Genomic DNA, 12,132 nt, shown 5'->3' on the forward strand with positions numbered 1-12,132 from the left:
TCGACTTATTGTCAGATGCCTCCAGCACTGCCTTGACCAACCCAGCGAGGAGGTTGCCAGTGCCTGGCCTGCTCGAAGCCTTAAGCAAGACCGGAGTCCCTGACGCCAGTATCCCCGGAGAGCTCGAGGCATTCGGAGACGACCTGCTCGCTTCTGTCGACCCCGCAGACCTCAAAGACGCCGAGACGGTCGCCCGAGCCGCGGCTGAGTGCGGCCCGGAGTTCATTGCCCTCGCAGAAGCTGCCGCGCGTGCAGATCATACCCACGCGGACCTACTCCTCGAAGCAGCCACCGTGGTCCTGCCTTCACTCACAAACCTAGTTTTCCTTGACTCCGCAGATGTTGCGCTCAACAGCCCCTTGTTTCTCCAAGCGAAGAGTCGCCCTCTCGCGTTGGCCCTCTACAGTCGCGTAACAGAAGCAAAGGCCACAAATGGACTTCAGGCGTATGCATATCTCGAAGCCCTGGCCAGGCTCGGGCTCACCGACACTACTGCTCGCTTCCGAGCTCTGGAATTCCTCAACACGGTCGAACCCAGCGACTCCGAAGATCTTCTGGAACGTCTGCCAAAGCTTATGGGGTTTGCTCTCGATTATTGGAACGATGAGGGTCTGGGAGACAGACTCCGAGTGCTGCTTGAACATGACATCACCCGTGCGGATGCAGCCTACGAACTCGCTCAGTTAACCCTCCGTACAGCACTCGAGGCTCGCACAGTTGAAGACGTACTTGCTGGACTTAGGTCTGCTCGGAACCAGTTCACAACCGTCGAAAGTATGGAAGAAGCCCGAGAAGACGCCACTCTCTACAGGTGCGTCTTAGAACTCACCGTCACCTTTGTGACTGGCGAGAGTTCAAACGGCGAACAGGCAGAAACTATAGATACGTTGACAGCTGCGATCACCCACCGAGTAGCGATGACGACGCGCAGCGACCTCGGCAGCTGGGCCGCACCCCGTCGCCAAGCAGAAGTTGAGTGGTTCGCGCTCGCTAGAACCCTACGTGCTGCCATGGATCCGTTGCGCGAGCCTTCATGGAACACGCCTATCGTCACCTTGACGAGAGTCCTCGCGGCCTACCGGGCATCCCGATCCATCACTGTAATGGGCGGCGATGGGCTTCGGATTGTATTGGAGCCTGTAGTAGAGGCAGCGTTCCTTCGACGCGATGGTCTCCTGAACCATTTGCATGGGCTGGTCGAGGACGAGGATCTACCCGTCGACGAACTCGAAGTCGCACGCCGTCTCCTCGCCGCGATCACGGCGTCTAAGGAAGCTCCCAGTGGTGATGTGGTGGGAAAAGCCTGGGCGGCTGCGCCCGATTTAGCCGCAGAACTAAACGATAACCTTGACCCAGCGATCGCCGATGAACTCGTCGCAGCTAGCGAGAGCGCTCCAAATCTTCTTCGCACGCTGAACGAAGGGGCCAAGACGCGAGCACGCCTCAAGGCTCGAGAGTCCGATCCGATAGTTGATCAGCTACTTGAGCGTGTCATGGTCTCGCTAAAGGAGTGCCCCGGCCTTGGCGGCACTGCCCTAGACGAATTCACCGAGATGCTGACCTGTATCTTGAAGTTCGCTGCTGACCGCGCCAACATCGGCCGAATGAATGGCGGCCCAATCGTTCACTATCTTTTCGAGCCCGAAAATGGGAAACCATTCACTGAAAGCTTTCTCCAAATCGATGTCGCGACCTGGCTCAAGGCAACTCCTCTTCGGAGGTTCGTCGAGATGGAACAACACGATGTCGCGGCTGGTCGAGCTGACATCACAGTCGCCCAGAATCACAAGTTCACGATTGAGGTGAAGCGCGAACTTACCAATGTCTCACCTGCTGCTCTTCTCAAGGCATACGGAGGGCAGGCCGCTGCCTATTCCGTGACCGGCCCTGCCGTTTCTCTAGAGATGGTCCTCGACTTGACCGACCAAGTACACGGAACGCCCTCCCTTGAGGAATCGGTTTGGGTTCAAGAGGTTCCCATTTCCGGAGGACAGCCCCGTCACGTAGTAACTCTAGTAATCCATGGCAATCGTGTGACTCCTAGGGATATGAAGACCAACTAGGTTAGTACCAGGTTGCCAAGTTCCTTCTGGTCCCTTCTCGCGTACCTCAGCGAGGGATAACATGCCGGAGATTACATCGTTCGTGAGTTGTTTGCACGCAGCCAAGTTGCGGAGCTATAAGTACTCGCGCCGACCCACAAATACACGCAGGTTCGTGACCTGCGTGCGTGAGGACCTCTCGGCATGCTCGTCTTCTTGGTTGATCGTGACCACGATGCTCGCCCCTCACGCAAGTCGGCCTGCGTAGTGCTTGCTTTATTCGAGGTCATTGTTGCCCCTGGACAACGGAAACTTCAGTTGGGATCAACGGAGGGCGCAATGGTACGCCATGACTGCGGAGGTACCGGCCGATAGTGCCCGGGGCGACTCCAAGAACTATCCCTACCTGAGCAAGAGTTTTCCCTGACAGGTAAAGTTCCCGAGCTTGATCGACAGCGTCCGCGTCCAATCCTTGCCGCCGGATCCGCGCACCCGAGTTTCGAAGATGGCGCATCACCGCTTCTCGATGCAAGCCCACCTCAAGTCCAACTTGGCGCGCGCTCAGTCCGGCCCCGTATAACCCAACCATTCGAACAACAACTTCGGGGGTGACAGAGGTTTGAACCTTCCCAACCGACTCAATGACTCGGCCTCGAGGGTCCGAAATAGGCGTCCGTGCACCTACCTTGCGTACCATCGGTATCTCCGAACTCGCCCGTGAAATCAACGATTTCAGGGCCCGTGACGAGTTTCGAACGTCATCCAGCCAGGGGCACCATTGTGATGAGTCGGGACATGGGTTACACCATGTCTCGCGACATACGCCTCATATGTCGCGAGACATCTGTCATATCCGAGGCCAGCGGCCTGGTGGATGGAGTTGGTTTCGCCAGTCGCGTGTTGTGTGTTCCATGCGGTTGGTCACCACAGATGAGTCGATTTGCCATGTCGCCTCTCCATCCCATGGCCGAGTTCCGACCTGACACTTGCACCCTGAATCGATAGTTGTCAATATAGACACATGTCAACTCAAGGCTCCAGTTCGTGAGCACGCCTTCAGCCTCGGCCCTGACCAGACGTGCCCGGGAATCTGGCCCGGCCGGGGCACGGAAGCGCATGTCCACGCTCGACAAATGGTTACCGCTCTGGATCGGCATCGCTATGGTCGCGGGGCTCCTCCTCGGCCGCTTCGTGCCCGCAGTTTCAGAGGTCCTCACCCGACTGGAGTTCGGCGGCATATCGACCCCGATCGCTCTCGGGCTTCTGGTGATGATGTACCCGGTGCTGGCGAAGGTTCGCTATGACAAGGTGGCAGCGATCACGGGAGACAAGAAACTCCTCATCGCGTCCCTCATGCTCAATTGGCTCGTCGGCCCCGCGGTCATGTTCGCTCTCGCCTGGATCTTCCTTCCAGATCTTCCCGAGTACCGCACCGGCCTCATCATCGTAGGGCTCGCCCGCTGCATCGCCATGGTGGTGATCTGGAACGACCTGGCCTGCGGCGACAGCGAAGCGGCAGCCGTGCTAGTCGCGATCAACTCGGTGTTTCAGGTCGTCGCGTTCTCATTTTTGGGGTGGTTTTACCTCGTCGCCCTCCCCGGATGGCTCGGCCTCGACACACAAGGTCTCGACGTTTCGGTGTGGCAAATCGCACTCAACGTATTGGTGTTCCTCGGGGTGCCGCTGATCGCGGGTTTCGCATCTCGGTGGATCGGCGAGAAGCGTCGGGGCCGAGCCTGGTACGAGGGCACCTTCCTCCCCAGGGTCGGACCCTGGGCGTTGTACGGCCTGCTTTTCACGATTGTCTTGCTCTTCGCCCTCCAAGGCGAAGCGATCACCACCTCGCCGATTGATGTCGCCCGCATCGCCGTGCCCTTGCTCGTCTACTTCGGTTTCATGTGGTTCTTGGGCATCGCGGTCGGCAAGAGCCTCGGCCTCGGCTATGCGCGATCCACCAGCCTCGCATTCACCGCGGCGGGAAACAACTTCGAGCTGGCCATCGCCGTCGCGATCGGAACGTTCGGCGCTTCCTCTGGCCAAGCGCTTGCCGGTGTAGTCGGACCGCTCATAGAAGTCCCGGTTCTCGTTGGCCTGGTCTACGTCTCGCTGTGGATCGCGCGCAAGTGGTTCCGCACCGACCCCTACGCGCCGTCGCTAAGCAGCCCATGAGCATTATGGCCACTGAACCCGGCACTGTGTGCGCCTCGACGGAGTCGCACGCTATGGGTGCCGCAACCGCCCAGTCGCTGGCCGCTACGCTCAAAGGGCTGGCCGATCCACTGCGGTTGCGAATGCTCTCTGCCATCGCCACGGATCCGCGCGGGGAATCCTGCGTGTGCGACCTTGCTGAGCTCAGTAGCGTCGCACAGCCCACCGTTTCGCATCACCTCAAGGTGCTCAAGGAGGTTGGGCTGCTTGAGGCCTACCGTCGAGGCACCTGGGTCTGGTACAGCATCCCCGCTGACCGCCGCACTGCAGTCACTGCACTGCTCGATTCCTTCGCCCCGGCTGCGGTTGCAGACAACCCGCACCACGAGCAACACGACCCCCTGCCAAATCTGGACGAGCGCGTGACGCATCTCGCTGAGGAACTCGCTTCGGCACACCCCGATCTCCCGCGCAGCGAAGTACTGTGGCTCGTTCGGGAGTCGTATGCCTCGTTGGCCCGGACTGCGCGAATCGCCACCCACCTGATCACACTCACCCAGAATTTTGCCAAGCAGCGGATCGCAGATTTGCAGCGAGACCGCACGCAGTCTGGGCCGCAAGTGCTCTTCGTCTGTGTGCAAAACGCGGGACGGTCTCAACTCGCAGCTGCTCTTGTCAACACGCTCTCCGAAGGCCGGGTGACTGCCCGCTCCGCCGGATCGTCTCCGGCGGCCCACGTTCACCCGAATGTGCACCAACTCTTGGTAGAGATTGAGGGCGAACGCGCTAACGAACGCTTCCCAAAGCCTCTCACCGACGACGCGGTGCGGGCCGCCGACGTCGTCATCACAATGGGTTGCGGCGATGTCTGCCCGATCATTCCCGGCGTCCGCTACGAGGACTGGGCCGTGGGCGATCCCGCTCTCGCCTCGCCCGAGGGCGTCGCGGCCATTCGCGACGACATTGAAGCCCGCGTTCAGACCCTGGTCTCAACCCTCATCCCCTCCGAGTAAGGAAGCAGCGCAATGAGCTCACCCACCCCAACCGTTCTGTTTGTATGCGTGCACAACGCGGGCCGTTCCCAGATGGCCGCCGGCTACCTGCGCCATTTGGCGGGAGACCGCATCCAGGTGCTCTCCGCGGGCTCGCTCCCCGCTGACGAGATCAACCCGATCGCAGTCGAGGCCATGCGCGAGGAAGGCATCGATCTCACCGCGGAAACCCCAAAGGTACTGACCACCGAAGCGGTGCAGGAGTCGGATGTCGTGATCACGATGGGCTGCGGCGACGTCTGCCCCATCTTCCCCGGCAAGCGTTACGAGGACTGGGCGCTCGAAGATCCAGCCGGCCAGGGCATCGAGTCAGTGCGTCCGATCCGCGATGACATTCGCGGGCGCATTACCGAGCTCGTGTCAGAACTCTTGGGTGCAGAAGAAGTGGCAGCTCACTAACCGGTTGCACAAACGGGAGGGGCTGGGTCATCCCAGCCCCTCTTCGCTATACCTGCACCTGCGTGACGGGCAGCGTCGAATCGGCGCCGAAACCGAGCCGCGACGGCTCGTGACCCGCCATGACGAGTTGCGCGCCCAGCGAGGCAATCATCGCGCCGTTGTCAGTGCAGAGTGACAGCGGCGGCACGCGAAGCTCGATACCGGCGGCAGCCGCTCGCTCGGCGGCGAGCGCGCGCACGCGCGCGTTCGCCGCAACTCCCCCACCCAGAAGGAGTCTCGGCACGCCAAGATCGCGACAGGCGGCAATCGCTTTCGCGGTCAGCACGTCGGCGACAGCCTCGCGAAAGCTCGCGGCAACATCCGCGATTGGAATTTCTCGGCCCGCGTCCTGTTCCTTCTCCACCCAGCGCGCCACCGAGGTCTTCAGCCCAGAAAACGAGAAGTCATAGCGGTGCTTCGCGAGGTCTTTCGGCAAGGTGAGGCCTCTGGGGAACCTGATGGCGTGTGGATCGCCGTCGGCTGCAACCCGATCAATGTGCGGCCCGCCTGGGTAAGGCAGCCCGAGCAGCCGCGCGACCTTGTCGAACGCCTCGCCCGCGGCATCATCGATGGTCTCACCCAAGAGCTCCACGTCACTCGCGAGGTTACGTACCACGAGCAGCGAGGTGTGCCCGCCCGAGACAAGCAACGCCACGGTCGGCAATTCAAGTTCGCCGACGGCTCCCGCAACTTGGCGCAACCCCTCGCCCTGCAACAGATCGGCACCCACGTGTCCGACCAGGTGGTTGACCGCATAGATCGGCTTATCAAGCGCGATCGCAAGGGCCTGGGCCGCAGAAACGCCCACCATTAAAGCCCCGGCGAGACCTGGCCCGGCGGTCACCGCGACAGCGTCGAGATCTTCCAGGCGGATCCGGGCCTCGGTCACGGCCTGTTCTATCGTGGGCCGCAGCGCCTCGAGGTGCGCCCGCGCCGCCACCTCGGGCACAACCCCGCCGAAACGCGCGTGCTCATCCATCGAGGAGGCGATGGTATTGGCTAAGAGTGTGCGCCCGCGCACGATCCCCACCCCGGTCTCGTCACAGCTGGTCTCGATTCCAAGCACCAGTGGGTCTGCCGCGCTCACTTGCGCCCCCGTTCCGTTCGTCGCATCACGATTGCGTCCACGTTGCCCGGCTGATAGTAGCGAGGCCGCACGCCAATTTCTTCAAAGCCGAGTGACTCATACAGACCGCGTGCGACGGGGTTGTCGGCACGCACCTCGAGGAAGACCTCGCGCACTCCGCGCTCACATGCCGCCTGCAGGAGAGCCTCCATGAGGCGCCGCCCGAGGCCGCCACCGCGCGCGGCTGGCACCACAGCGATGGTCTGGATGTCCCCGTCTGTCCCAACGGCCAGCAGCCCGCCGTACCCCACAACCACGCCCGCATCGTCGACCAGCACACGGTACACGCGGTGATCGGCGGCCAACTCTTCACGCATGAGGTCGCGACTCCAGGCATCGTCTCCGAAGACGGCAGCCTCGATCGCCCAGATCTCGTCGAGATCCGCCATCGTGGCTGGTCGCAATGAAAACTTCTCAGCGCTGCCCACGGTCACGCAGACACCCCGCGCTGCGCTCCGTGGGCTGCCGCAGTAGCGGCACTGTCTGGGAGCGCGAACGCGGTCCGTTCGCTTTGCCCAGACACTCTCTTCGGCCCGGCCGAGGGCTTCACATCTGGCGCACGCAGGTAGACCGCGCGATCCGCTTCGAAGTCGCGGCCACTCGCCAGCCGCCGCGCGGCGAGCTGCACAAGCCTGGCTGCGGGGATCCGCTCGGGCCAAACCTCTCTAGAGACAGCCTCATTTTCGGCACGGGTGACCAGGAATGGCTCACCCCTGCGCACTGGCACACCACCCCAGTCGAGCACACCAAACTCTGTGACGAACAGCTCACGGCGACGTGCATCTTGCACCACGCGCACCGATGCCATCGCACCAAGCTGCAGCACCGAAAGCGCGACAGCCTCGTGGCCGAGCAACGGCAAAAGCGGAACCCCTCGGCCGACTGCATATGACTGCGCCGCCGCAATGCCAACACGCAGGCCCGTGAAGGGTCCTGGGCCCATGCCAGCCACGACACCCGTGACCTCGGTACCGCGCACGCCCGCCACCTCCAGGGCACGGGCAATCAAGGGACCGATGACCTCGGCGTGGCCGCGAGCGTCGTCACTCACGACCTCCGCGATCCGACCCGCGTAACTCACTGCGACCGAGGTACCTAGCGAGGTGTCGATCGCGAGCAGCACTCGGTCGCCAACCTCTGGCGCATCGAACACCCGCTCGGCGGGCGAGTCCGAGCTTAATTCGCTGGGCATCAGAAATTCAGCCTGAATGCCGGTATCGGTTGCACGTTCGGCGACGTCATCGGTGCCTTCGAGAGGATCTGGATCATTCACACCCGGCACATACCCACACATCAGCGCACTCCTGCTTTCCACCGGTCACCGTACCCCGTCACGGTCACGACCCGCGGCTCGATTCCATCTTCATCCCACTCGCCGCCGCCCCCTCCAGTGGGGCGCTCGATGAGCACCTCAACCCAAGAGTCACGATCGTCAAGCATCCCTGCCCCCCACTCGGCGACCACAACCGATCGATCGAAATCGAGGTCGAGGTCGTCGAGTTCGGTGGCATCGCTCAGCCGGTACGCGTCGACATGCACGAGCGGCGGGCCGCCAACAAGTGACGGGTGAGTACGAGCGAGCACAAAAGTAGGGCTGGTCACGGGTCCGCGCACCCCGAGCCCTTCACCAATGCCGCGACTGAGAGTCGTTTTCCCAGCTCCCAGTGGTCCGGTCAAGATCACCAGGTCGCCCGCGGCGAGGAGCTTGCCCAGCCGCACTCCCAGAGTGTGCATTTCATCGGGGTCGCTCACCTCGAACCGGTGTGAGGTCGGACCTGGCCGCTGCGCTTGTCGGCCGCTCGGAACCAGGATGTCTTCGTCATCAGAACCAGGCACATCATCGAGTGCGACACGCACCACACGCGAGCCGATACCCACGACGATCTCGTAGTTGATGGTGCGCATCAGCTCGGCCCAAATCTCCACTGGGGGAACCCCGGTACTGGGGTCGCCGAAGAAGACAACGGACTCTCCGACGCTCACCTTCCTGGCGAGACTCCCCAGGTCGATGATGCACTGGTCCATCCCGATGCGGCCCACGATGGGACAGTGCTGGCCGGCAATCGCGACCGTGGCCCCTGCCCCGTTCAGCGCGCGAGGCATGCCGTCCGCATACCCAACAGGCACGAGAGCTAGGGTCGTGTCGCCCTGCACCACGTGGTTATATCCATACGAGACGCCGGTTCCTGCTGCCACCTGACGAAGCCCCACGATCTCTGACTTCAGCGTCATTGCCGGGATCAACCCGAGATCTGCCGAGGTCCGATCGGGAAACGGGCTCAAGCCGAACACCGTCACGCCTACGCGAACCGTGTTGTAGTGCAGGTGCGGCGACGAGAAGGTCGCCGCCGACGCGGCAAGGTGCACCAGCTCGGGTTCGCAGCCTGCCCCGCGCAGCAAATCAATTGCCTCGTCGAATCGCGCAGCCTGGGCTCGGTCACTCTCCTCACCCGCATTCGCCAGGTGGCTGAAGATGCCCCGAACGCGCACGAGCCCGGCTTGTTCCAGCTTCGCCGCGCGCATGAACAACGTTTCCCAGTCCTCGGCCGATGCACCATTTCTGCTGAGACCGGTGTCGACCTTAAACTGCACCGTCGCGGTGCGCCCAGACCGCTCCGCAGCTGCGGCAAGCGCCTCAAGCTGACTGATGTGACTCACACCGATCTCGATATCGCCATCGAGAGCCGCATCATAGTTCGCCCGTACGCCGTGCAACCAGCACAGAATTGGTGCATCGATTCCGAGGTCTCGCAGCGAGAGCGCCTCCTCGAGATCGGTCACACCCAGTAATGCTGCGCCTCCCTCGATCGCGGCCCGCGCCGCGATCTCGGAGCCGTGGCCATAGCCGTTGGCCTTAATGACCGCGATGACCTGGCCTCCCGTGAGGTCGCGGATGCGGCGCACGTTGTGACGAATCGCGGGAAGGGAGACCTCTGCGGTGCGCATAGTGCCGGTTCTCACTCTGCCCCCTCGCGATCCGTGGTCCCATTACCCTCTGGCATTCCCGAGATCGCCGAATTGCTTGGCGTCGGTGCTTCGAGCGTACCCGCTTCATCCGGCGCGCCCCGCCCCGACGCAGAGCTTCCCGAATCTGCCTCAACCACCACGAAGGCAGTGGCCACTCCCCCGTCATGCGTGATAGACAAGTGAACGCGCTGCGCCCCCCGCTCGCGAAGCACGCGTTCGAGGGCCTTGGTGCGCACAAAATACGGAGCACGCTCCGACCCTCTGCGCACCTCCATATCGTGCCAGCACAATCCGCCAGATCCACCGAGCGCCTTTATCAGCGCTTCTTTTGCCGCGAACCTTGCCGCGAGCGAGCGCACCCCGAGGGTGCGCTCGTCACCAACAAAAAGCCGATCCACGAGCGCTGGCGTGCGCGCGATCTGCCGCTCAAATCGATCGATCTGAACGGTGTCGACGCCAATGCCGCGGATCATCGGGCGCTATTCGACCGTTACCGACTTCGCCAGGTTGCGAGGCTGATCAACATCGAGACCCTTCGCTGTGGAGAGTTCAAGCGCAAACCACTGCAGCGGCACCACCTGCACCAGCGGCTCGAACAGTGCGTCGGTGAGCGGCAAGCGAATCACCTCGTCGGCGTAAGGCAACACCGCGGTGTCCCCCTTCTCCACGATCGCGATCACCCGGGCGCCACGCGCACGAATCTCCTGAATATTCGAGACCACCTTCGAGTGCATGATCGGCGATTCACGGGGGCTTGGCACCAATACGAAAACCGGCTGACCGTGGTCGATCAACGCGATCGGGCCATGCTTGAGCTCGCCTGCAGCAAAGCCCTCCGCGTGAATGTAAGCGATCTCTTTCAGCTTCAGCGCGCCCTCAAGAGCCGTGGGGTAACCCACATGGCGGCCGAGGAAGAGCACCGAACGGGAGTCCGCCATCCAGTGTGCGAGTTGCGCGATCTGCTCGTGCGTCTCGACGGCCTCGCGGATCCGCTCGGGCAAGAGTTCAAGCTGCTTCACCGCGGCGGCCTCGTCGATATCGGAGAGCGTTCCGCGCACACGGCCCAGGTGCAGGCCAATGAGGTACAACGCGGTGATCTGCGCGGTAAACGCCTTCGTCGAAGCCACAGCGACTTCTGGACCGGCGTGGGTGTAGACCACCGCGTCACTTTCACGCGGAATAGTGGCACTTTGTGTGTTGCAGACCGAAACGTTGACCGTGCCGCGCTCCTTGGCGTATTTGACCGCCATCAGCGTGTCCATGGTTTCGCCAGACTGGCTGACTGAGATCACCAGGGTGCGCGGTGTCAGCACCGGGTCGCGATAGCGGAACTCATGACTGAGCTGCACTTCCACTGGGACCCGCGCCCACTGCTCAATTGCGTAGGCGCCGATCTGACCCGCGTATGAGGCGGTGCCGCACGCGATGATCACGATGCGGTCGATGCCCGTGAGCACCTCGCTGTCCAGCTCGGTAAGCTCAGGAATTTCAACATGACCGTCGACCACACGGCCGCGAATGGTGTTCGCGACCGCGTCTGGCTGCTCGGTGATCTCCTTCGCCATGAAGGACGACCATCCGCCCTTGTCGGCTGCTCCCGCGTCCCAGGCAACCTCATACTCGGAGAACTCGACGGCGTTACCAGCGAAGTCCGTGATCCGCACTTCCTGCGGCGTGATGATCGCGATGTTGTCTTCGTCGATCGCGACCGCGCGGTTCGTGTAGCTCACAAAGGCAGCCACGTCGGATCCTAAGAAGTTCTCCCCGTCGCCAAGGCCAACTACCAGCGGAGAATTGTGCCGGGCGGCGATAACGGTCTCGGGGGTGTCTCGGTGCATGGCGAGCAGAGTGAAGGTGCCGTGAAGTCGGGCCACCACGTTGCGAAATGCCACCTCAAGGTCGCCGACACGCGAAACTTCACGGCCGAGCAGCGCCGCAACCACCTCGGTGTCTGTTTCGCTGAGCAGATCGATGCCGTCAGCCTCGACCTCAGCGCGAAGCTCCGCAAAATTCTCAACAATTCCATTGTGGATCAACGCCAGCTTGCCACCATCGCCGAGGTGCGGGTGCGCGTTCACGTCACTCGGCCCCCCGTGGGTGGCCCACCGCGTGTGCCCGATTCCCGTGGCCGCAGCCTGGACCGGGCTCTCCTCGAGCAACTCAATGAGTCGCGCAAGCTTGCCAGAACGCTTACGAACCAGCAACTCGTCGTCGGCATCAAGCACGGCGATTCCCGCCGAATCGTAGCCCCGGTATTCAAGTCTCCTCAGGCCGTTGACGAGCACCTCAACGGTGTCGTTCGGGCCGACATATCCCACGATTCCACACATGCGGCCCAGTTTAGTGGCACGATGAGGAG

Annotated in this window: 9 protein-coding genes and 1 pseudogene; 4 read left to right on the top strand and 6 right to left on the bottom strand. The window is 62.3% G+C overall.

All coding sequences use genetic code 11. From position 1 onward, the window contains the following. Positions 1-59: 59 nt before the first annotated feature. The 4 genes from ACTNFJ_RS07790 to ACTNFJ_RS07805 all read left to right on the top strand — a co-directional run bounded on the left by ACTNFJ_RS07790 (position 60) and on the right by ACTNFJ_RS07805 (position 5,641). Positions 60-2,063, top strand: a complete 2,004-nt coding sequence (locus ACTNFJ_RS07790) for a hypothetical protein (protein WP_183664415.1) — start codon at positions 60-62, stop codon at positions 2,061-2,063. A 1,095-nt stretch (positions 2,064-3,158) separates the two neighbouring features. Continuing rightward, on the top strand, positions 3,159-4,211 hold the full coding sequence (arsB, locus tag ACTNFJ_RS07795) for an ACR3 family arsenite efflux transporter (protein WP_435905848.1): 1,053 nt from the start codon (positions 3,159-3,161) through the stop codon (positions 4,209-4,211). Next, a complete protein-coding gene (locus ACTNFJ_RS07800) occupies positions 4,208-5,203 on the top strand; it encodes a metalloregulator ArsR/SmtB family transcription factor (protein WP_435905797.1) in 996 nt (331 codons plus the stop codon). Before arsB ends, ACTNFJ_RS07800 begins: the two co-directional genes overlap by 4 nt. Before the next feature lie 12 nt (positions 5,204-5,215). Next, positions 5,216-5,641, top strand: coding sequence for an arsenate reductase ArsC (locus ACTNFJ_RS07805; RefSeq protein ID WP_435905798.1), 426 nt, complete (start codon positions 5,216-5,218; stop codon positions 5,639-5,641). A 46-nt stretch (positions 5,642-5,687) separates the two neighbouring features. Here the strand turns inward: ACTNFJ_RS07805 and tsaD are convergent, their stop codons facing one another. The 6 genes and pseudogenes from tsaD to glmS form a co-directional block, all read right to left on the bottom strand. Then, positions 5,688-6,767, bottom strand: coding sequence for a tRNA (adenosine(37)-N6)-threonylcarbamoyltransferase complex transferase subunit TsaD (gene tsaD, locus ACTNFJ_RS07810; protein WP_435905799.1), 1,080 nt, complete (start codon positions 6,765-6,767; stop codon positions 5,688-5,690). Then, positions 6,764-7,240, bottom strand: a complete 477-nt coding sequence (rimI, locus tag ACTNFJ_RS07815; protein WP_435905800.1) for a ribosomal protein S18-alanine N-acetyltransferase — start codon at positions 7,238-7,240, stop codon at positions 6,764-6,766. The genes tsaD and rimI overlap by 4 nt, the downstream gene beginning before the upstream one ends. Then, the gene (gene tsaB, locus ACTNFJ_RS07820) at positions 7,237-8,079 is read right to left on the bottom strand and encodes a tRNA (adenosine(37)-N6)-threonylcarbamoyltransferase complex dimerization subunit type 1 TsaB (protein WP_435905801.1); all 843 of its coding nucleotides are present in this window, start codon (positions 8,077-8,079) and stop codon (positions 7,237-7,239) included. The genes rimI and tsaB overlap by 4 nt, the downstream gene beginning before the upstream one ends. 20 nt (positions 8,080-8,099) lie before the next feature. Continuing rightward, entirely contained in the window at positions 8,100-9,767 is a 1,668-nt protein-coding gene (gene alr / locus ACTNFJ_RS07825) for an alanine racemase (RefSeq protein ID WP_435905802.1), read from the bottom strand. A 128-nt stretch (positions 9,768-9,895) separates the two neighbouring features. Then, a pseudogene (locus tag ACTNFJ_RS07830) lies at positions 9,896-10,246 on the bottom strand (holo-ACP synthase); the annotation flags it as partial. 6 nt (positions 10,247-10,252) lie between these two features. Next, the gene (glmS, locus tag ACTNFJ_RS07835; RefSeq protein WP_435905803.1) at positions 10,253-12,103 is read right to left on the bottom strand and encodes a glutamine--fructose-6-phosphate transaminase (isomerizing); all 1,851 of its coding nucleotides are present in this window, start codon (positions 12,101-12,103) and stop codon (positions 10,253-10,255) included. Positions 12,104-12,132: the final 29 nt, after the last annotated feature.

The sequence above is a fragment of the Leucobacter shiyiweii genome (assembly GCF_052446065.1).
GTDB lineage: Bacteria > Actinomycetota > Actinomycetes > Actinomycetales > Microbacteriaceae > Leucobacter.

Bases quoted from the DNA above. Each gene is read 5' to 3' on its own strand.
- arsB (WP_435905848.1), top strand. From the start codon at position 3,159: ATGTCCACGCTCGACAAATGGTTACCGCTCTGGATCGGCATCGCTATG.
- ACTNFJ_RS07805 (WP_435905798.1), top strand. From the start codon at position 5,216: ATGAGCTCACCCACCCCAACCGTTCTGTTTGTATGCGTGCACAACGCG.
- glmS (WP_435905803.1), bottom strand. From the start codon at position 12,103: ATGTGTGGAATCGTGGGATATGTCGGCCCGAACGACACCGTTGAGGTG.
- ACTNFJ_RS07800 (WP_435905797.1), top strand. From the start codon at position 4,208: ATGAGCATTATGGCCACTGAACCCGGCACTGTGTGCGCCTCGACGGAG.